Genomic DNA, 18,325 nt, shown 5'->3' with positions numbered 1-18,325 from the left:
GTAAGGACATATCACGATAAAAACCTCGACCTGGTTTACATCATCAGATGAACCAGGTCTTTAACGTGGAGACTAGCATGAGTATGTTGCAAAACATGTGGGCACTCCTTACCTCTCGCTGGGATTTCTTTGGTGGACTGCTTCTTGAACATATCAAGATCTCTTTTGCGGCAGTTGTTATTGCCATCATCGTAGGTGGTATAACCGGCATTCTCATAAGCCACTTTCAAAGAACTGCAAAGCCCACGCTTGCCGTCATTAACTTCCTCTACACCATCCCGTCCATCTCCATGCTTGGTTTTTTGATCCCGTTCTCAGGGATCGGCAACGCCACCGCCGTCATTGCCCTAACGGTTTATGCTCTGCTTCCCATGGTTATCAATACGCACACCGGACTTACCAACATTGATCCGCTGCTCGTTGAAGCTGCCGAAGGTATGGGTAGTACCACCCTACAAACGCTTGTCAAAATCAAAATTCCTCTGGCACTTCCCGTTATTATGTCAGGCATCCGCAGTATGACCGTCATGACCATTGCGCTTGGCGGTATTGCATCCTTCATCGGAGCGGGAGGCTTGGGCGTTGCCATTTATCGCGGCATTACCACCAATAACTCGGCTATGACCATGGACGGCAGCCTCCTTATTGCCTTTCTCGCCTTAACCGTAGATTTTTTGCTTGGATGTATCGAAAAGCGCATGAAGCTCAGAAGCGCCGAGGCTCACGGGCATAATAAAATTGCAGGTATTATGGGTATTGTCCTTGCTGCCATCGCTGCTGTTGCGCTCTTTTTACCTTTTGGTCAGAAAGAAACTATCAACATTGCAACCAAACCAATGACTGAACAATACATACTTGGCGAGGCACTCAAAGAACTCATCGAACACAAAACAAACCTCAAAGTAAATCTTACGCAGGGAGTCGGTGGCGGTACTTCAAACATTCAGCCCGGAATGGAGAAGGGCTCGTTCGACATCTATCCGGAATATACGGGTACCGGATGGAACCTGGTCCTGAAAAATGCCGATTTCTATTCCAACGACAAGTTCTCACAACTTCAGAGCGAATACCAGCAAAAATACAATATGGACTGGTTAGGTATGTACGGATTTGAGAACACCTTTGGCCTTGCCGTCAGGAAAGACATTGCCCAAAAATATAACCTGCAAACCTATTCCGATCTTGCGCGCGTCTCAGACCAACTTACCTTTGGCGGAGAATATGACTTCTTTGAACGCGAAGATGGATATACCGCCCTTTGCACAGCATATGGAATGACCTTCAAAAAGACCGTTGATTTAGACATCGGTCTTAAATATGAAGCCATGAGCCAAGGAAAGATCGACGCCATGATAGTCTTTACTACTGACGGTAAACTCAATACTGCCAATGTCGTCGTTCTAAAAGATGATCGCCACTTCTTTGCCTCATATCAGGCAGGTAATGTAGTGCGAAGCGAGGTCTTGCAAAAACATCCTGAGCTCAAGGATCTTCTCGACAGCCTTACCAACACCATCACCAACGAGGACATGGCTCGTATGAATTACGAAGTTGAAACCAACGGCAGGGAGCCCAAAGACGTGGCCCATGAATACCTTGTGTCCAAGGGTCTCGTGTAGGAGGTAATACCCATGGCAACTGCAATCGAATTCCAACATATCCACAAAGCCTATGGCGAGAAAATCATCATCAGCGATTTGTCTCTTACGATTGAGCAAGGTGAATTTGTCACGTTCATTGGATCTTCGGGTTGCGGCAAAACAACGCTTCTCAAAATGGTCAATGGCCTTACTACGCCCACCAGCGGAAACGTTCTTGTTAATGGAGAAGACATTCGCGAGAAGAACCTCATTGAGCTGAGGAGAAACATCGGCTACGCCATCCAAGGCAGCGTTTTGTTCCCACACATGACCGTTGAACAAAATATTGCTTATGTGCCCAATCTCCTTAATAAAAAGGATACCAAGCGAACCAAGGATGCCGTTACCAAATGGATGCAAATCGTAGGTCTTGACGAAGAGCTTAAAGATCACTATCCTGCCGAACTCTCCGGAGGCCAGGCACAACGCGTAGGTATTGCCCGCTCTCTTGCGGCGTCGCCAGACATTCTGCTTATGGACGAGCCTTTTGGCGCGGTTGACGAGATTACCCGCGATCAGCTCCAAGAAGAAATCAAGCGTATCCATAACGAAACGCACATTACCATTCTCTTTGTTACTCATGATATTTCTGAAGCACTCAAGCTTGGCACAAAGATATTGGTCATGAATGCAGGAGAGATCCAGCAATATGGAACGCCTCACGAAATCTTCCATAAACCCGCAACGGATTTTGTCAGGCAATTGGTAAACCGTGGTGTCTATCAGGATCTATCTGCCGAAAACGATTGATTGTGTCCGACTACGCGTACGTATCGCCTAAGCTTCGGGAATATACTCGGTGAGGCACGCATCCAAACCGGCTTTAAGCTCTTTATGGTCCATGTGCCGACCGATGAAGCAGAGTTTTGTTTGGCGGTCCCCCAGCCTGGGATCCCAGTCTTCGCGCAGCTCGGGCTTCTCGTCAAGCAATGCTTCACGAGCCTCAAGCGGCATGGAATCATAAAAGAGACCGTTCTCGTAAAACTGCACCTGCTTACCGGCCTGTTCAAACACATAGCTCATATCGGGATCTTGCGCCACCCACAGCGACCCCTTCACGCGAATGATGCTCTTTGGCCATCCGGACACAAACTCATTCAGTTTCTTGAGGTCAAAGGGTTTACGACGCTTGTACACAAAGGTTGTAATCTCGTATTCCAGCACCTCAGGATCTTCATGCTCTTCCGGATGCTCCATTGCGTTCATCCACGCAGTCGACGCATAGGCCTTATCAAAGTCAAAACGACCGGTGTTGATAAGCTCGGTAAGAGGAATGTTGCCATTCTGAGCCTCAACGATGACCGCATCTCTTTGCAGCCCGCGCACCAGAGCCTCGAGCTCCGTCAACTGTTCCGCAGTCACCAGATCGGTCTTATTCAAAACCAACGTCGAGCAAAACTCAATCTGCTGAATCAAAAGGCTCTCAATATCGTCTTCTTCTATATCGCTGGCGAGAAGAGCTTTTCCGCCGTTGAACTCGTCGTACATGCGCGCGCAATCGACCACGGCAATGATATTGTCAAGGCTTACGTGAGAGTGCTTGGAGGTATGCTGGCTCTGATTGCAGAATGCCGAGATGTTGTAAGTGATAGGGATAGGCTCACAAATGCCGGACGCCTCGATAATGATGTAATCAAACTCCCCGGTATCGGCCAAATCGCCAAGCTGCAAGGCAAGGTCATTTGAAAGCGTGCAGCAAAGACAGCCATTTGTCAGCGGGATGACATCGCCCTCTTTTGCATATCCACCGTCTCGGATCAAGCTGGCATCCACATTAATCTCACCAATGTCATTCACAATAACGGCAGCGCGAATACCTTGGGTATTGGAAAGGATATGATTCAAAATGGTTGTCTTTCCTGCACCGAGATACCCGGTAAGCAGGGCAATTTTGACTTCTTTGGAATCGGCCATCACAAACTCCTATTACAAGCCGCCATAATGTCCCGTCATCACAGGCCACCATAACGGGCCGCCATCACTGACCATAAAGAGGAACCCCAACCCGAAAGCCGGGATTCCACTGTACGTTCCAATATACCTTAGAAACTACCGCGAGTAATGATAGCGCCTTCCTTTACATGCTTACTCATACTTCTCACATCCTCCTCTGGCTCCGTCTGCCTGGTTTTTGCAGTACAGACACATGGCCTATCTGAATGGCAAGTCTAGGAACACTTATAGAAAAGAATTCTTGGTGGATATGCAGTAAGTGGAGTAAAAGCATCTCCGAATGGATGTTTAATCCACACGTTTCAAGATATATGTTTACTAAGGCTAACTTATGGGGATATACTGAACAAGATAACCCTGAAAGGAGGATCTGTGCTGAACACGTCTATTCTCGCTTCCACGTATATTCCGAGAGCTGAGCGGGCACTGAACCGACAGCTTACAGCAGGCCTCCGCAGTGCTATTGGAATTGCGTGTGGAGCTTTGATTTTATCGATTCTCAGTATCCTGTAGGTAACATATCTCCCCATAAAAGCTGTGCCACGTATTTGACACAGCTTTTTTGTTGCACCAATGCCCTACATCATACGCTTGATAATGAAATCAAATACCCGCGTGGGAAGCACCGAGTGCCAGAAAACACCAGCGTGTGCCCCGGCTCCTACAAGATACCGAGGTTTCGGTCTGCGCACGTTTACCGCCTTAAGGATGGCCTTTACCACCACACTCGGTCTGCTCGCAATCGGTCCGTTATAAATCCCCCGTATGTTGCGGGCAGTTTCGACGGCACGATGTTCATATACGCCACCGCGAGAAGATGCCTCCAGGTGGTCGGCTGCAATATAGGGCCAATTGGTTTTTATGAAACCCGGCTCAATAAGAACCACGTCAATACCAAAATCACTCAGCTCCATACGCAGGGCATCAGAGAGCGCCTCCACGGAATACTTGGTGGCATGATACCAGCCGCCAAGATAGCTCACCAAACGGCCTCCCACCGAGCCGATATTGATAATTCGGCCACACCCCTTTATGCGCATATACGGAAGAACCTTTTTGGTAAGCTCAGCCAAGCCGAAGACATTTACCTCAAATTGGTGGTGCGCTTCATCAGAAGTCACATCTGCAATGGCTCCAAACGATCCATAGCCTGCATTGTTTATCAATACGTCAATACGTCCCTGCTCGCCAATCACCCGCTTAACCACGGCAGTGCAGGAATTCGCATCGGTAACATCCAGGCGCAAGGGGTGAACACCACACGAGATCAGCGGCGCGATTTTCTCGACACGTCGAGCGGCACCGTAAACAATATGGCCCTGCTTGGCAAGAGCTTCCGCAGCCCTGTAGCCCATGCCGCCGCTTGCTCCCGTTATGAGAATGACTTTTGAATCCATATGCGTATCACCTTAAAGACTACAAACCGTATGCAACAAAAAACCACCGGCAAAGGAGCACGTGTTAGCCACCAGCGAAAGTTCTACCGGATGGTCAAAGCGATGTGTTGCCCGATAGAGAACACTCTCGACAACGATTGCACTCAATTCCAAGAAACCCACCGCAACATAATAAAGCACAAAATCTTGCGTAAGACCTGCCGCAAGAAGGGACAGATACACCACAAACGGATTCGTTGCCACTTGAGCAAGAGCCACGACCAACAGCCGACGCACGTCTCGGATATGAAACAGAAACGCAGCAACAACAAGCTCAACGACAATCGTTACCGTCAAGCTCCGGACAAAAACAAAAAACATCTCTTGGACGAGGTCGACGCTACATTCCACAAGCATCAGCCTGATCGGCACAGTAAAGCCCTCCAAGAAGTAACGCGAGCGATACGGCTGCCAACACTGCAAGCACAAGCGGACTCAACGAGGCAAACCCCAAAAGCGCCGGCAGTGAGCCTACCGCCAACGAAAACGAAGCAATGCCAAAGGCCGTACCCTTGGCGCAAGGTAAAAGTCGGGCAAGGACGGACAGCGTGATCGGCATCGTAAAGTTAAATAAAAACACCGCGAGAAGCCCCGCTACCGGATATTCCCACGCAAACAAAAACAAGAGCATCGAAGTTGCAAGAGAGACGGCAGACGTCAAACGCAGTCCGTATTTGTCGGCGACCACACCGCCGCAAGCCTTTCCAACGACCACGCCTCCCACCGCAAAAGCCGCAAGAAGCGGATCTGCCTTCCAGGGAAACGCCATTACCATGCCTGCATAACTACGGAGAAGTACGGTTGCCGCCAAAAGAACTACCGCCATCGTCCGAGCGCGCGTAAATGTTGGCACCATAAAAGGCAAATTGTGCTTTTGCCAGTGCTTTACGTTCATGCGCCAGAGAGCAAAAACCATGGCGGCGCATATCAAAAGCAACGTCAACAACGTAAACGCAACCAGGAGTTTGTTTCTTTGAACCAGGAGCGTAGCTAGAAAAACTCCCGCCGCTCCGGTTGAAATAAAAATGCCGGACGGCGCCGAGCGCTTATCGGAAACATTCAGTACGTCAATGCCGCCAGCACAGTGAAACACCGCATTCCCTATGGCCAAGAAACACACCGCAATCCAGGCACAAACTCCCAAAGGAACCAGAGAGACGACGATGCCAAACGTAATAAGAGCAAAAGAAACCAATGCCGCGCGCTCGTTCTTGTCGACACGGTCAAGAAGCGCACCTATGGGGAGCTGCAGCGCAAAGGCAAGCACGTCGTATAAGAGGATTGCAAAAAACACCGCAAACGGACTTGGATGATCTGACGTGCCGGCAAGATTCAGCGTTGCGCTCACTGCTCCGAGCATCGTGGACACACAGGCAAGATCCACAACAAAATGGCAGATGGCATAGGTAAAAACCATCGATCCTGCTGCCGGCGGTTCGGGAACAAAGACCTCTCCTTCATATACCGTATGGGACATCGTGTATGCCGCATCCGCTGCGCTCATCCGTATCACCCCCCAACAAATACGCGCGCTATTTTTTACTTTTTATAATGGCAATAACCGCAATGATTGCAAATGCGAGAATAAGCACCGGCACTATAACGACAAGTGCATCGCCGGCGCCATTGGTTGATTCCCATTCGGGCTCGGGTATCGTATCCGCACGAGCAATAAGCGGAAAGAGCATAAGACATGCCATAAGTAACAGTGATGTTGAAAGTAACGCCGATGTTGCAAAAATCTTACGCCGGGACATATCAGCCTCCACTCAACTTAACAGCGCCGGATAATGTATATGGGCATCATCAAGACAATACAGCGTTTTCTCCAGATACCGGCGTGCCCACCACTGTGCCTGCACAAGGTCGGCATCATGCCAATTCCCGCATTCTGCAGGACGTGCACCGGGAATCTCACCTTCATAATCACGGACAAATTCAAAAAGACGTACGAGCAGATCCGCTACATCCATCGGCTCCGCCTCACCAAATACCACAAGGTAAAACCCTGTACGACAGCCCATTGGCCCAAAATAAATAATGCGAGAAGACCATGCGGGGTCATTGCGTAAAAAAGTTGCTCCCAGATGCTCAAGGGCATGCACCGCGGCGGTATCCATAACAGGCTCGCGGTTCGAGGCCGTAAGGCGCAAATCAAAGGTAGTTACTACTGCGCCGGTTTTCTCGTCAACGTCGCGACGAGAAACATAGACGCCCGGTTCAAGGACCCGATGATCGACGGAAAAGCTTGCAATGCGCTCCATGTAGCCTCCTCACGCTTAGAACCTTGCGAATTCAACTTTGGTGCCCTAAGCTTCGGTCATTGCCTCAAAGCTGTTTCTTCAAAACTCCGGTTATTCTCTTCTAAGGATACCGCACAGGACTCAAATCAAAAAGACCGGAGCCTTGCAACGCACAGCCGCCCTACCTCATGCCATCCCACTCTGCCAGAAACCTGTCAACGAACTCCCTCATATACGCTTCGCGGGCGCTGCCGATTTTGCGCGCCGACCGGGTATTGAGCAGCGGCGCCAAATTAAAGAGCTTCTCGTAAAAGTGGTTCAGCGAGCTTGAGACATGATTGCGATATTCCTCGCCGCTCATATCCGGCACAGGCGCCTCATCCGGGTCGTATAACGCGCGGTTATGACTGCCACCGTACGCAAACGTACGCGCAATCCCGATGGCTCCCAGAGCGTCAAGGCGATCAGCGTCCTGCACGCAGGCTCCCTCAATCGTTGACGGCTCCACGGAATCCACTCCGGCATACGATACCTCGTCAATTGCCTTTACGATAGCACGAAGCTCTTCCTCCGCAACGCCCCGCTTACGCAGAAATGCCACCGCACGATCTTTGCCTCTGGCAGTCTCGGGCGAAAGCTTTCTGTCATCGGCATCATGGAGAAGAGCTGCCAGTGCCACGATCTGCTCATCAGCGCCTTCTTCCTGAGCCAGCCGAATCGCCATTTTATAGACCCGCAGCGTATGGAAATAATCGTGTCCGCTTGCATCACCCGCAAAGACGTCTTTTACATAGTCGATTGCGTGTGCAATGATGTCTTGGTTCATGAGACCTTCTCACCCTGTCCTGATATCTTTTTACCGCACACTCGGTCAATGAGAACATACATGTACCCGATAATTATAAAAATGACGAGAAGGACTCCAATGGTTATAAGCACCGTAGGGATACCGAGCTTGTCAAAATCCATAAACCCATAAGGCCAGCGCGTGGTTTCCTGCACTCGTACACCGCACAGGCTCACGAGTGTTGTAATGTAGGCAAAGTATGCCAGCGGATATAAGGGCCACAGCAGGGGTTCTTGTATTTTCATGGTCGGTTTTTCGTCAAAAATAAGCCAGTCGAGAACAGAACAGAGCGGGATAAGGTCGTGCAGGACAAAGTTATTTGGATTAAAAACCCCATTCTTAAAAACACCGCCGTGATCGAGCAAGAAATACGCCACAAGTCCGGTTACCGTAATGCCAAGCATAAGGGTGTGCTTGAGCTTTGGGAACCACGGCTTCTGTCCGAGCTCTCTATTTTTGTGAATTTGCACGATATTGCACCAGTAATACAGCACCGTTGCGAGGTTTGAGATATTGGTAAAGTACAGAAAGAAATTGCCATGAAACGTCAGCTTAAACAGTCCGATTGAGTTGACAAGAGCCATCGTTCCCACAATAGCGATGAACAACTTAAACGCGCATGATGCACCGCGAGATTTGATAAGCATGCATCCTCCTCAAGAGCTTGCTATTTGCCCGTTGATTCTACACGTTTTCTTTTCTTGCAACAGCTTGTCTTTAAGGTGGAAAACTTGACGTATTGAAGCTCTAGCATTATCGCTTACTAATAAGCGAGCCAGATATGTTGATATCCGGCTGCAGAGACTACAGGACGTACACGTTCTTACTACATTACCGAGGCCTTGGAGAATGCTATCGATGAGTTTGAGCATGAAGCTGAACTCATAAAAATGGTTGAAGACTATCAAGCAGGAAGACTTGAAACCATAACGCTTGATGAGTTGAAGGAGAACCTTGGCTTGACAGATTAAGACCAACAAAATATTCAGCGTAAATTGGGAAAGCTAGATAAGCAAACTGCCAAAAGGATTACATCTAAGCTAAGAGAAATTTCTCAATTAGATAATCCTAGAAGTATGGGAAAAGCACTCAGTAGCAACAAAACCGGGTTTTGGAGATATCGAGTAGGTGATTACCGCATAATCTGCGATATCGAAGATGAAGTACTCGTTATTCTCGTAGTTGAAGTAAACCACAGAAGTAAGGTTTATGCTACAGTTTACGCTAAAGCTGTGGCTATTGAGTAATATCAGCTAACCCCTGGCCCCACCCATCTTAAGTGTGGGTGGGGCCAGCTACTTATAGGAGGAGTAATGAATACTAAAGACATTACGTGCTTGGTTATTTCAGCCATTCTTTTTCTTTTTTCAATTCAATACCACCGAGGAAAGTGGTATGGATCGCTAGCAGGTTATAATGCATTGCCAAAAGATGCTCGGGAGTATATTGACATTCGACCCTATGTGCAGAGAGCCTCAATGTCGTCTTTTTCTATGGGGTTGCTTTTATTGACCTTCGCTTTCGAGTGGTGGTTGCGGGAAGTTAATCCCATCATCTTTGATGTTGTTCTATGTTTTTCCAGTATATTTGCAATAATTACTTTTTTTAGAATGGTTAAATACATCATTATGAACGGTCGTTAGCGGAAGCAAACGAGAATTTTTGCTAGCAAATCCACCACTAAACGAGAATTTCTGGAATCTGCCGGAAATCGACTGTTTAGTGGTGGATTTTCCCGTAAAAACGATGTTTAGTGGTGGTTTTTCCGGAATTTGAGCGTTTAGTGGTGAATCAAATCACCACTAAAGAGCGCTTTTGATGCCCCGCAATCGCAACGATTGATGATATCGAGGTTATAGCCTTTGTCTGTTTTTAGTCGCTCTGCGCCATACGTGAGGCTTTTGTTTTTGAAATCACAGCCGAACTTTGACATATCCAGCTTGCCGATGCTTTTAACCTCGCTTTTGAGCATGGAGATATTCCATGTTGAAATCTCGCCCGTCTTGTTGTCCGCAATACGATACGCCTTGATTTGATCCTCAGTAAGACCGTCACAGTACGCGATATTCTCGTCCGGTATCTCAGCCCAGCCAAGCGATTTACACGACGCAACGCGTATATGACCCGTGACAATAACCGGGTTTTGTCGGCTTTCTAGGACAATTTGGCCACGTAAACCAAACTCCCGGATAGAGTCTGCAACAGCTGGAATTGCCTTCTTGTTATGCCGTGCATTACGCTCATACGGGATAATGTCAGAAATCTTCACATGAAGCCTTTCAGACGAAGTAGGATCACCCCCCCCCCGCCTACGCGGGGAACACGCAATAATGGCATCCGCATCAGCGTCTGTATATTTCAGCTCGCTGTTTTTGCCACCCTTATTGTCGCCTTCCAGCTGTTTCGGGTCAGCGCCAGTGCCTTGCGGTGTGGTCGCTGCTGGCCGTTGTTTAGAGTCTCCCGCGTTCGATGTAGTAGTGGTTGTCGTTGTCGTAGTCTTGTTGTTGCCTTCCATAGCATCTCCTTTTCTCCCGACATTCCCAGGCTGTCGGCGTACCTTTTCTCACGAGCTTTTAGTGACTTCCCGTCCTGGTCACGCATTAAAAAAGCGACTATCCCTAGTCGCTTTTTTAATGCGGTTTGATTACCAGTCAGAATGACACTGCTCCAAAACACGCTCTTAGATGCAATCCCGGAAAATACAACAGACGATAAGCTGCCGTTTGTGGCAGACTTCGCCCTTCTCTTAGCTCCTCCTTTCCTTGCTTTGTATCGGGCCATTGCGGCAGATGCAGGTGGTGAGTGGTGGCTGAGAGGAGGGCGTTTTTCGCTTAAGAGCTCTACTGTTTCTTTGGAGATTGCAGCTGGTCTCATGGAACATGAGGATAGAAGTGCCTTTGTGATGCCAAAGATTGGAAAAGACATTGGCGAGGGTGTCTTTGAACAGATGCTCTGGGCGCTCGATAAGCTCGGTATACGCGATGAGTGGACCGCTTCCAAGAGCCCCTATAAGCTCACCAGGCACACTACAGGGCAAGTAATCACCTTCCGTGGCGGCGACCGTACACAAAAGACCAAAGCCATCAAAGCGCCAAACGGAACGTATTACGCCTATCAATGGTTTTCTGAGGTGGATCAGTTCGACGGCTGGGGTGAGCTTAGAGTGGTTATGCAGTCCGTCACAAGAGACGCGCCTGAAGGCTCTGTGTACTTCCGTTTCTTTGACCACAATCCCCCACGCTCAAGAGACGCCTGGGTAAACCAGCACATCGTTTGATTACCAGTCAGAATGACACTGCTCCAAAACACTCAAGGCAGCGCTACTACAGGCCGTCGCGGAAGGCGCTCGAAGCGGGGGCGGGCCACCTCGCCGGGATAGCCGAGAACCAACGGCGGCTGAAGATGGTGGCCTGAGGGGGACGGTTGCGAATTTACACACTGATTCGGACTTGACCCCAGGATCCTACGCAGGAGGACGCCAACTGGGCGTTTGTAAGACTGGGATAGAGCCGCGGGCCTCCGGAAGCCTTCGACAAGATACCTCCAGTCCCAAACGAATACCTTTTTGCACACGATCTCAAACACGAACGTCTGTCCTGGCCTAAAGGACTGGAAGAACCCTTGTCCGTTACTTCTTCTTACGACGGAACAGCGACTTCAGGTCGATGGAAACCTCCTTCTCGGTACCGACTGTCTTACCCTTCACGACCTCCTTGTCGAAGAGGTTGACGCCGACTTTGCCGTCGGTAGTCATCTCCACCTTCGTCGGATCGTGCATCTCGACGGTCGTCGTCCCGTCGTCGTTCTGGGTTACCTTGTCGACAACTTTCCGTCTTCCAAACAGCATGTCTTCTCCTCACGCATGTCCTCGCCTGCTGCAGTTCACATCCCCGCCGGCAAGATGCCAGGGACAGTTTGATTACCAGTCAGAATGATACTGCTCCAAAACTAGTAAGTCCACCTTCATCCCAAGCACCATCTTTGTAGTGGGCAACGTAACTGTAATCACACTGCGTATATGCAAAGCCAAGCGATGTCCAATCGATGTCTTTCTTCTCCACTGAGTTTGCCATGGCTTTCCTTTCTCCGTGGATTTCAAAGAATGAACTCCATCTTAAACGTGCAAATTTGAATACCTTGCCATATCAAATAGTTTGTAACCGAATAGTTATTTTGCGGTATAACGTACATGAGCTGAAGGGAGCAACAATGAATATCAAACTCAAGAGGACTTACGAAGCGCCAGAAGCTAACGATGGGTATCGCGTGCTTGTCGATAGACTATGGCCTCGTGGCATCAAAAAAGAGAACTTACACGCTGATGAATGGGCTAAAACTATTGCTCCTACCACTGAGTGTAGAAAAGCATTCAACCACGACCCAGAGCGTTTTGACAACTTTGTGTCTATGTATACGGCCGAGCTTAACAGCAATCCCGACGCAGAAACCTTTGTTAAACAGCTCAAAAAGCTCGATTCAACTACCGTGACGCTGCTTTTCTCGGACAAAGACACTAAATACAACAACGCTGTAGTGCTCAAGAAGTGGCTTAAGAGTAAATTAAAATAATAGGCTTATGGGCTGTAACTACATCTCTTGCGAGAAGAACTCCTGGTAGAATGCCAATTCTTCAGGAGTGTCAATGCTTGATGAAAATAAAATATCTGGTCGTACAATGTCGCTATTCTCATCCGCAGTGTTTGTTTGATTACCAGTCAGAATGACACTGCTCCAAAACCAGAGGAAAGGTGACGGCGTCGCCGGAGGACTTCCAACTCACCTGGTACTCCAGGTCCTCCGCATAGAAGGCCCCGGTGCCGTCGGCCTTGAACGTGATGTAGAAGCCCGACTCGGACTGCTTCTGGCGCTCCTCCAAGGCCGTCTCGTCCATGTCGTCCCCGTCCGGGTCCTTCCAGTCGAGGCGGGTCGCCTGCCATGTGCCGACGACCGGTACGCCCGACGATTGTTCAGTCGGGGTTTCCGCCCCCTTTTGCCCCGATGCCGCGGTACAGCCGACCAGGCACATGAGGGCCACGGCAAGGACGCAGGCAGACAGGTATGCGACGAACTTGCGGGTTTGCATGGGCATCTCCTCGATGACGGCTGCCTCTATGATAGGAGAATCGCCCGGCAAAGGAAAATCCCAGCCGGCGGAGGGCCGACTGGGACTCGGACGTAAAACCCGACCGTGGTGGAGCCTACTTGGAGGATCCGCCGTAGTAACCGGGCTTGTCGCTTATCTTCTTGAACACCAAGGTGCCCTTCTCGCCGCCCTGGGAGAGCTCGAGGGTGATGTTGCCGTCCCCGTCGATCTGGCCTGCCATCTTGTCGTCCGCCGTGGAGCCCGAGAAGGTAATGCTCTTGCCGTCATCGGTCTTCCACGTGAGCGAGGCCGTGCGCTGCCTCTTGTTCGTGATGTCGGGCGACGTCAGGATGCCGGTGCCGTCGCTCTTGAGGTCGAGGGTGAAGCGCAGTCCCGTCTGGTCGACCGTGGCCTGGTAGTCCTCGTTCGAGACATGCGTCACCTTGCCATCCTTCTCCGTGAAGTCCTCGTTATCCAGCTCATAGGTGCCGACGAGCTTGGTGGCATAGTCCTCGGACTTCGTCTTCGAGTCGTCGGACTTCGTCTCCTCCTTCGTCGTCTGGGTCGAACCGGAATTGTCGTCGGTGACCTGCGGGGCGAACAGATTGCAGCCCGAAAGTGCGAACACCAGCACGGCGCCTGCGAGCACGGCGCCAACCTTCTGTAGTCTCATCATGCTCCTTACCTGTCCTTCATCGTCTTCCATGCCGACGCGGGGACAAGGGACTCCCCACGGGATGCGGTTTGATTACCAGTCAGAATGACACTACTCCAAAACTCACCGGCTGGCAACTCTACGATAACCTCTGTTTGATTACCAGTCAGAATGACACTGCTCCAAAACTTTTAACCACAGTAATTTAAAATTCACCACACCTAGCTATCGACAAATTAATTGAGTAGAACTAGCATGGAACAGCCAGTGTAGTTAGAAACTCAGAAAGTGGGGCAAATACTATGAGTATGCTGAAAGATATCCATGATTACATAAAAAAGGATTACGAAGCGGGAAACTATGATGATGCCAAGGCAGCCTATACTTCTTGGAAAACCGAGAATAACCAGCAATCTAATCTAACCGATTTTGAAATGGGTATCCAAAAAGCCCAAAGCGATTATAAAAAAAGCGGGACATTTGCGATCTATCCAAAGCTAGCAATTGATGTCGCAAACAAATTATTTAATGACAAAGCTTTTGAAATCAGTGAATTTATTCGCGGATATAATTTGGAAAAAGAAAAAATCAAAAAACATTAAAGTTATATGCTTATAATTTCTTTGATGCAGACGAAAAGTCATAATTAATTAACAATCGTTGGACGAAACTTTAAACTGCCTTCTGGGTGGTAATAATTCGGTAAATTACCGAATTATTAGTTTGATTACCAGTCAGAATGACACTGCTCCAAAACTGATACTCAGCTCTCATTTTTACCATCCCTGTTTGATTACCAGTCAATGACACTGCTCCAAAACTATTAAAAAAGTGACTATCCCTAGTCGCTCTCAATACACAATTCAATAATCTTTTCTAGTACTTCATCTGTGGGACATCCACGACAGCGCATGAGTTCGTTCTCGCCGGAGTCCACTACACATATCGTCGGCAAGTGTTCAATGTCTCGCTCCTTCGCATCATTTGGATGCCAACCGACATCTACTACCACGTATTCGATGTCTTCTTCTGACAGCTGCGGCACAATGCGTCGAATCGTGGAGCGACATAGCGCACACCAATCAGCGACATAAATCATCACTTTGGGCATAATCTCACCACCAATCACCACTCGTCGCTGTATAAAAATTGGAGACTGTGGTATATTGCAATTGAAGCGAGGTACGCCCGCCCAGCTAAGTGGGAGGACACGGTCTCGCATTCTTTATCTCGATAAGAACACTGATTTACTTCCATCACGATAGATGTATATGACTTCAACTGCATACTTGCTCATGCGGCGTTTGACTTCGTCAATGATATCTTGCTCATCTCTAGTAGCCCCATATGAAGTGATTACCACGCGAGACTCAGACGAACTTATGCCGAGCTTCTTCCATTTGCGACAGGCCACGCGCATCTGGTCGTTGACTGAGTGCTTGCCGTCGCCGATGTTCTTCATCTCCCACAGCTGCCCCTTCGAGCCAAGCTCTAGGTCTATATTCGCCGGCGCTTTGTCGTCTTCTTTCAATACTTTTACTTGGTAGCCGAGCGCCTCGAGATCGCGGACCGCCTTAGCCTCGTGCGCAAGCAGCCTATCTTCCGGCTTGTCGTAGGTGACCGAACCCGTGCCTGGGACCGGCTTAAACGGATTGGGCGCTGTACGCGCTTTGCCGGAGATCGATATCACTTGCGCCACTTTCTCTACCTGTTCAGACGTCTTATCAAGCTGGCGTGCTTGCCATGCATCCCAATCCGTCACAGCAGGAGCAATCTGGCACCTGCAGTATGGATGAAGTGGTGGGAAGTTCACACCGGGCTCTGCATCATCAAAGCGAAAAGTCTTACCATCCACAGCGTGGCACTCTTCGCAAGTGTGACCATCATGGACGACTTCCACAGTGTATTCCTCAAAGCCTTCACGCTTCAGCTCCTCCGCTTGAGCTGCTCGGCTGGTATAGGTACCCTCTGTGGTTTGATTACCAGTCAGAATGACACTGCTCCAAAACGTACCACCATGAGCCTTTGCCGTCGGTATGGTTTGATTACCAGTCAGAATGACACTGCTCCAAAACAGTTTCTTCGAGCAGGAAGTTTCCCATTCTTTCTCCATTCCAATGCATTATTACATGCTGTTATAAAAATACTAATCTTTTAGACTTTATACATTTTGGTACACATACAAGATAAAGGATTTCTATCAGATTTATTTAAAGTATGAATTTATTAAGAATCAAATTGTTCTTGTTGCCAGAAAATTCGAGTAAGTGTACTTTGTGTTTGGGTATAGTACTTGAGTTCGTATTTTTTTAGGTTCTAATGTCAATGAAGGCATGGTTAAGTAGAAAGCGTTGTATTAAATGGGTATTGTTTCAGTTCATACTGATAAACATCAAAAGTTGAAACAAGTCGACGTAATTGGTGGAATTGTTTTTGCCGTTTTAACGGTAGCCATTATTACAGTCTTTTTTACTAATAGTACGTTCTTTGAGTGGGCATTTGCCCGTCATCACAATACGTTAAGCTGGTATATTCGACCTCTTTTTATTATTCCAATAGCTCTTGGAGCGTTCAAGAGGTCATACACCATTACTTTTGCGTCAATATTTTGTTTGTTTACAAGTATGTTTTGGTTTCCAGAACCAGCAGTAGTGGATAAAAGCGTAGACGGTTTTTTGAATTTTGAGAAAACGTATCTTACAAGTGGTTGGTCTCCAGATAAAATTGTTGCTCTTATCGCGATTATTCTGTTCTTTATATTCTTGATTTCTACAACATGGAACAGAAAATGGAAATGGCTTTTGGTGGTAATTGCTGCTGGTGCGGTGCTAAAAGTAATTCATAGTCTTGTCTTTAGTGGAGAAGATGCTCTATCTATTGTAAAGCCCGCAGTATTGGGGTTAATTCTCTGCGTAGCAACCGTGGTTTTCTTTGTGAGAAGAAGAAGTAATGCAGACAATGCAGGTCAGTAGGTAAGTTGTATTGCATAAGATAGTGCTTCTTATAAATCAGTCTAAAAGTCGCATACGGTGTTTATCAGTGATTTAAATACTCGATACACGCGTGTTAAATCTTCTACAGGGACGTACTCATTTGGTTTATGAGCACGTTCAAGTTCTCCAGGCCCATATGACATACATTCTGTATTTTTACAGGTGGATGCAATTACAGCAGTATCGGTGTTTGATTACCAGTCAGAATGACACTGCTCCAAAACGGATATGCTCTGCTTAAAGCTGCTTCTAAGGTTTGATTACCAGTCAGAATGACACTGCTCCAAAACACGCGTCAGCTTCTATTTCCCCGGTAAAAGTTTGATTACCAGTCAGAATGACACTGCTCCAAAACCCCTAATAAGAAACGATCCAATCCAGTCTCGTTTGATTACCAGTCAGAATGACACTGCTCCAAAACCATTAGAGCAAATTCTCCTACTGCAAAGGAGACAGTAATTCCAACTAGTATCCCTATCATAACTCAAGGAAGTGCTGGTCAACGGTATTTTTTTGTTCGTACTTATAGTACGACTCATCCACTTTGTTCTCAAGCAACAAGACACGGATTTTCGAGAAAAATATATACTCGTAGAACCTTTCAAGCTCACTTTTTGTCAAAAAAGTCTTGAGATTAACAAATGTCAGAATCTTATTACATCCTGCATCAAGTGCCAGTGAAACGAAAGATATCAAATTATCAAGGTACGGCCGATCTATTTGAATACCGATACCAAAACCAAGCATCTTAAGGTATCGCTTAAAGTCCCATTCTAAACTAAATTCATATTGAGACTGAAGTCCCACACCAAGCTTCATTAGATTTGTCATAAGCAAACGCTCAGTAGATTCAATCTCAGTTCTTATAATTTCATCTTCTAAAAGCTCGCGTTCCATTTTCTTAATAACCTCTCCTATAAGACTTTTATTATCCCAAGGAAGATTGAGAGGATCAGAAATGAAAATGGATTGATTTTGAAAGCAGACTTTTTCATCTCTGTCCCATAATGTATAAGGTTCAAGAGAGTCTTCATTATTCCCTTTCATGAGTGATAAAACAATTCTAGAAAATAACGCTTGATTCTCTATCTGTAAAACAGCAGCAAAGCCTGGCTCAATCTTTATTGCTCTTTCTAGTCCACTAAAAATAAGTCTCATAAAATCAAGAGTTCCTCCATAGTGTCCACTTCATCATATGCTTCGCGATTCCCTGTAATGTAGTCCATCATTGCAAATTGGCTCTCAGTAACCTTAAGAATTTGCACAAGACCAGCGGGAGGTCTATTCTTTCGTACACGTGCAATCGCTGCACCGGCAGCTCCATCGTTAATTACAAGTTTTGCATATACAGATTCTTGTAATCTCAAAAACCCATCTTTAAGCAAAAACTTACGAAACAATCTATAATTCTTCCTTTGAACAGCTGTCTCTACTGGAAGATCAAAGAACAGAACAAGTCTCATATAACGAACCCT

General features: G+C 47.6%; 25 protein-coding genes and 3 pseudogenes. 10 read left to right on the top strand and 18 right to left on the bottom strand.

What is annotated here, in order from left to right; all coding sequences use genetic code 11:
• The first annotated feature begins 77 nt into the window (after window positions 1-77).
• On the top strand, window positions 78-1,619 hold the full coding sequence (locus ATORI0001_RS04615; RefSeq protein ID WP_003149206.1) for an ABC transporter permease/substrate-binding protein: 1,542 nt from the start codon (window positions 78-80) through the stop codon (window positions 1,617-1,619).
• Between the two features lie 12 nt (window positions 1,620-1,631).
• Entirely contained in the window at window positions 1,632-2,390 is a 759-nt protein-coding gene (locus tag ATORI0001_RS04610) for an ABC transporter ATP-binding protein (RefSeq protein WP_003149087.1), read from the top strand.
• Window positions 2,391-2,417: 27 nt separating this feature from the next.
• Here the strand turns inward: ATORI0001_RS04610 and ATORI0001_RS04605 are convergent, their stop codons facing one another.
• Window positions 2,418-3,554 (bottom strand): CobW family GTP-binding protein, encoded by a 1,137-nt coding sequence (locus ATORI0001_RS04605; RefSeq protein ID WP_003148970.1) that lies wholly within the window; start codon window positions 3,552-3,554, stop codon window positions 2,418-2,420.
• A 411-nt stretch (window positions 3,555-3,965) separates the two neighbouring features.
• Between ATORI0001_RS04605 and ATORI0001_RS07870 the strand changes: the two genes are divergently transcribed.
• The gene (locus tag ATORI0001_RS07870) at window positions 3,966-4,106 is read left to right on the top strand and encodes a hypothetical protein (protein WP_155811545.1); all 141 of its coding nucleotides are present in this window, start codon (window positions 3,966-3,968) and stop codon (window positions 4,104-4,106) included.
• A 65-nt stretch (window positions 4,107-4,171) separates the two neighbouring features.
• On the opposite strand, the gene ATORI0001_RS04600 is transcribed toward ATORI0001_RS07870, so the two are convergent.
• From ATORI0001_RS04600 to ATORI0001_RS04570, 7 genes are all read right to left on the bottom strand, one after another.
• The gene (locus ATORI0001_RS04600; RefSeq protein WP_003149265.1) at window positions 4,172-4,990 is read right to left on the bottom strand and encodes an oxidoreductase; all 819 of its coding nucleotides are present in this window, start codon (window positions 4,988-4,990) and stop codon (window positions 4,172-4,174) included.
• Window positions 4,991-5,002: 12 nt separating this feature from the next.
• A complete protein-coding gene (locus ATORI0001_RS04595) occupies window positions 5,003-5,386 on the bottom strand; it encodes a hypothetical protein (protein ID WP_244851840.1) in 384 nt (127 codons plus the stop codon).
• On the bottom strand, window positions 5,370-6,533 hold the full coding sequence (locus ATORI0001_RS04590) for an MFS transporter (RefSeq protein WP_003149560.1): 1,164 nt from the start codon (window positions 6,531-6,533) through the stop codon (window positions 5,370-5,372). The genes ATORI0001_RS04595 and ATORI0001_RS04590 overlap by 17 nt, the downstream gene beginning before the upstream one ends.
• A gap of 28 nt (window positions 6,534-6,561) precedes the next feature.
• On the bottom strand, window positions 6,562-6,786 hold the full coding sequence (locus ATORI0001_RS04585) for a hypothetical protein (RefSeq protein ID WP_003149667.1): 225 nt from the start codon (window positions 6,784-6,786) through the stop codon (window positions 6,562-6,564).
• 12 nt (window positions 6,787-6,798) lie between these two features.
• On the bottom strand, window positions 6,799-7,293 hold the full coding sequence (locus tag ATORI0001_RS04580; protein WP_003149535.1) for an S-ribosylhomocysteine lyase: 495 nt from the start codon (window positions 7,291-7,293) through the stop codon (window positions 6,799-6,801).
• Between the two features lie 160 nt (window positions 7,294-7,453).
• Entirely contained in the window at window positions 7,454-8,098 is a 645-nt protein-coding gene (locus ATORI0001_RS04575) for an HD domain-containing protein (RefSeq protein WP_003148905.1), read from the bottom strand.
• Window positions 8,095-8,766: a Pr6Pr family membrane protein gene (locus ATORI0001_RS04570; RefSeq protein ID WP_003149179.1), complete on the bottom strand. Its 672-nt coding sequence runs from the start codon at window positions 8,764-8,766 to the stop codon at window positions 8,095-8,097. The genes ATORI0001_RS04575 and ATORI0001_RS04570 overlap by 4 nt, the downstream gene beginning before the upstream one ends.
• 162 nt (window positions 8,767-8,928) lie before the next feature.
• On the opposite strand from ATORI0001_RS04570, the pseudogene ATORI0001_RS08070 reads away from it, so the two are divergent.
• The 3 genes and pseudogenes from ATORI0001_RS08070 to ATORI0001_RS04560 all read left to right on the top strand — a co-directional run.
• Window positions 8,929-9,090 (top strand): annotated as a pseudogene (locus ATORI0001_RS08070) (type II toxin-antitoxin system RelB family antitoxin); the annotation flags it as partial.
• A 24-nt stretch (window positions 9,091-9,114) separates the two neighbouring features.
• Window positions 9,115-9,366: a type II toxin-antitoxin system RelE family toxin gene (locus ATORI0001_RS07765; protein WP_202813996.1), complete on the top strand. Its 252-nt coding sequence runs from the start codon at window positions 9,115-9,117 to the stop codon at window positions 9,364-9,366.
• 66 nt (window positions 9,367-9,432) lie between these two features.
• Entirely contained in the window at window positions 9,433-9,762 is a 330-nt protein-coding gene (locus ATORI0001_RS04560) for a DUF3784 domain-containing protein (protein WP_040324516.1), read from the top strand.
• 137 nt (window positions 9,763-9,899) lie between these two features.
• Here ATORI0001_RS04560 and ATORI0001_RS07650 read toward each other — a convergent pair whose 3' ends face one another.
• Entirely contained in the window at window positions 9,900-10,634 is a 735-nt protein-coding gene (locus tag ATORI0001_RS07650; RefSeq protein WP_003149052.1) for a ParB N-terminal domain-containing protein, read from the bottom strand.
• 141 nt (window positions 10,635-10,775) lie between these two features.
• Here ATORI0001_RS07650 and ATORI0001_RS04550 point away from each other — a divergent pair, with 141 nt between their 5' ends.
• Complete coding sequence (locus ATORI0001_RS04550; protein ID WP_003148920.1) at window positions 10,776-11,396, top strand: phage terminase large subunit; 621 nt, start codon at window positions 10,776-10,778, stop codon at window positions 11,394-11,396.
• A 351-nt stretch (window positions 11,397-11,747) separates the two neighbouring features.
• On the opposite strand, the gene ATORI0001_RS04545 is transcribed toward ATORI0001_RS04550, so the two are convergent.
• Together ATORI0001_RS04545 and ATORI0001_RS07865 are read right to left on the bottom strand one after the other, a co-directional pair.
• Window positions 11,748-11,966, bottom strand: coding sequence for a hypothetical protein (locus ATORI0001_RS04545; RefSeq protein WP_040324515.1), 219 nt, complete (start codon window positions 11,964-11,966; stop codon window positions 11,748-11,750).
• 100 nt (window positions 11,967-12,066) lie between these two features.
• Window positions 12,067-12,192, bottom strand: a pseudogene (locus ATORI0001_RS07865) (branched chain amino acid aminotransferase); the annotation flags it as partial.
• Between the two features lie 136 nt (window positions 12,193-12,328).
• Between ATORI0001_RS07865 and ATORI0001_RS04540 the strand changes: the two are divergent.
• On the top strand, window positions 12,329-12,688 hold the full coding sequence (locus ATORI0001_RS04540; protein ID WP_003148966.1) for a DUF488 domain-containing protein: 360 nt from the start codon (window positions 12,329-12,331) through the stop codon (window positions 12,686-12,688).
• 139 nt (window positions 12,689-12,827) lie between these two features.
• Here ATORI0001_RS04540 and ATORI0001_RS04535 read toward each other — a convergent pair whose 3' ends face one another.
• Window positions 12,828-13,202, bottom strand: a complete 375-nt coding sequence (locus ATORI0001_RS04535; protein WP_040324514.1) for a hypothetical protein — start codon at window positions 13,200-13,202, stop codon at window positions 12,828-12,830.
• Window positions 13,203-13,317: 115 nt separating this feature from the next.
• Window positions 13,318-13,875 carry a hypothetical protein gene (locus ATORI0001_RS04530; protein ID WP_040324513.1) on the bottom strand — a complete coding sequence of 186 codons (558 nt, stop codon included), beginning with the start codon at window positions 13,873-13,875 and terminating at the stop codon, window positions 13,318-13,320.
• Between the two features lie 284 nt (window positions 13,876-14,159).
• On the opposite strand from ATORI0001_RS04530, the gene ATORI0001_RS04525 reads away from it, so the two are divergent.
• Window positions 14,160-14,459, top strand: coding sequence for a hypothetical protein (locus ATORI0001_RS04525; protein ID WP_003149185.1), 300 nt, complete (start codon window positions 14,160-14,162; stop codon window positions 14,457-14,459).
• A 239-nt stretch (window positions 14,460-14,698) separates the two neighbouring features.
• Here ATORI0001_RS04525 and ATORI0001_RS04520 read toward each other — a convergent pair whose 3' ends face one another.
• A complete protein-coding gene (locus ATORI0001_RS04520; protein ID WP_003149723.1) occupies window positions 14,699-14,968 on the bottom strand; it encodes a thioredoxin family protein in 270 nt (89 codons plus the stop codon).
• A gap of 114 nt (window positions 14,969-15,082) precedes the next feature.
• On the bottom strand, window positions 15,083-15,970 hold the full coding sequence (locus ATORI0001_RS04515; RefSeq protein WP_003149378.1) for a minor capsid protein: 888 nt from the start codon (window positions 15,968-15,970) through the stop codon (window positions 15,083-15,085).
• 247 nt (window positions 15,971-16,217) lie between these two features.
• Between ATORI0001_RS04515 and ATORI0001_RS04510 the strand changes: the two genes are divergently transcribed.
• Window positions 16,218-16,829 carry a hypothetical protein gene (locus ATORI0001_RS04510; protein ID WP_003149638.1) on the top strand — a complete coding sequence of 204 codons (612 nt, stop codon included), beginning with the start codon at window positions 16,218-16,220 and terminating at the stop codon, window positions 16,827-16,829.
• A 41-nt stretch (window positions 16,830-16,870) separates the two neighbouring features.
• On the opposite strand, the pseudogene ATORI0001_RS07860 reads toward ATORI0001_RS04510, so the two are convergent.
• The 3 genes and pseudogenes from ATORI0001_RS07860 to cas2 form a co-directional block, all read right to left on the bottom strand.
• Window positions 16,871-17,026: pseudogene (locus tag ATORI0001_RS07860) on the bottom strand (M20 family metallopeptidase); the annotation flags it as partial.
• Between the two features lie 301 nt (window positions 17,027-17,327).
• On the bottom strand, window positions 17,328-18,008 hold the full coding sequence (gene csn2 / locus ATORI0001_RS04505; protein ID WP_003149064.1) for a type II-A CRISPR-associated protein Csn2: 681 nt from the start codon (window positions 18,006-18,008) through the stop codon (window positions 17,328-17,330).
• The gene (cas2, locus tag ATORI0001_RS04500) at window positions 18,005-18,313 is read right to left on the bottom strand and encodes a CRISPR-associated endonuclease Cas2 (RefSeq protein ID WP_040324571.1); all 309 of its coding nucleotides are present in this window, start codon (window positions 18,311-18,313) and stop codon (window positions 18,005-18,007) included. Before cas2 ends, csn2 begins: the two co-directional genes overlap by 4 nt.
• Between the last annotated feature and the right edge of the window lie 12 nt (window positions 18,314-18,325).

Source organism: Lancefieldella rimae ATCC 49626, assembly GCF_000174015.1.
Lineage (GTDB): Bacteria > Actinomycetota > Coriobacteriia > Coriobacteriales > Atopobiaceae > Lancefieldella > Lancefieldella rimae.
This window is presented reverse-complemented; position numbering and strand designations above follow the sequence as displayed.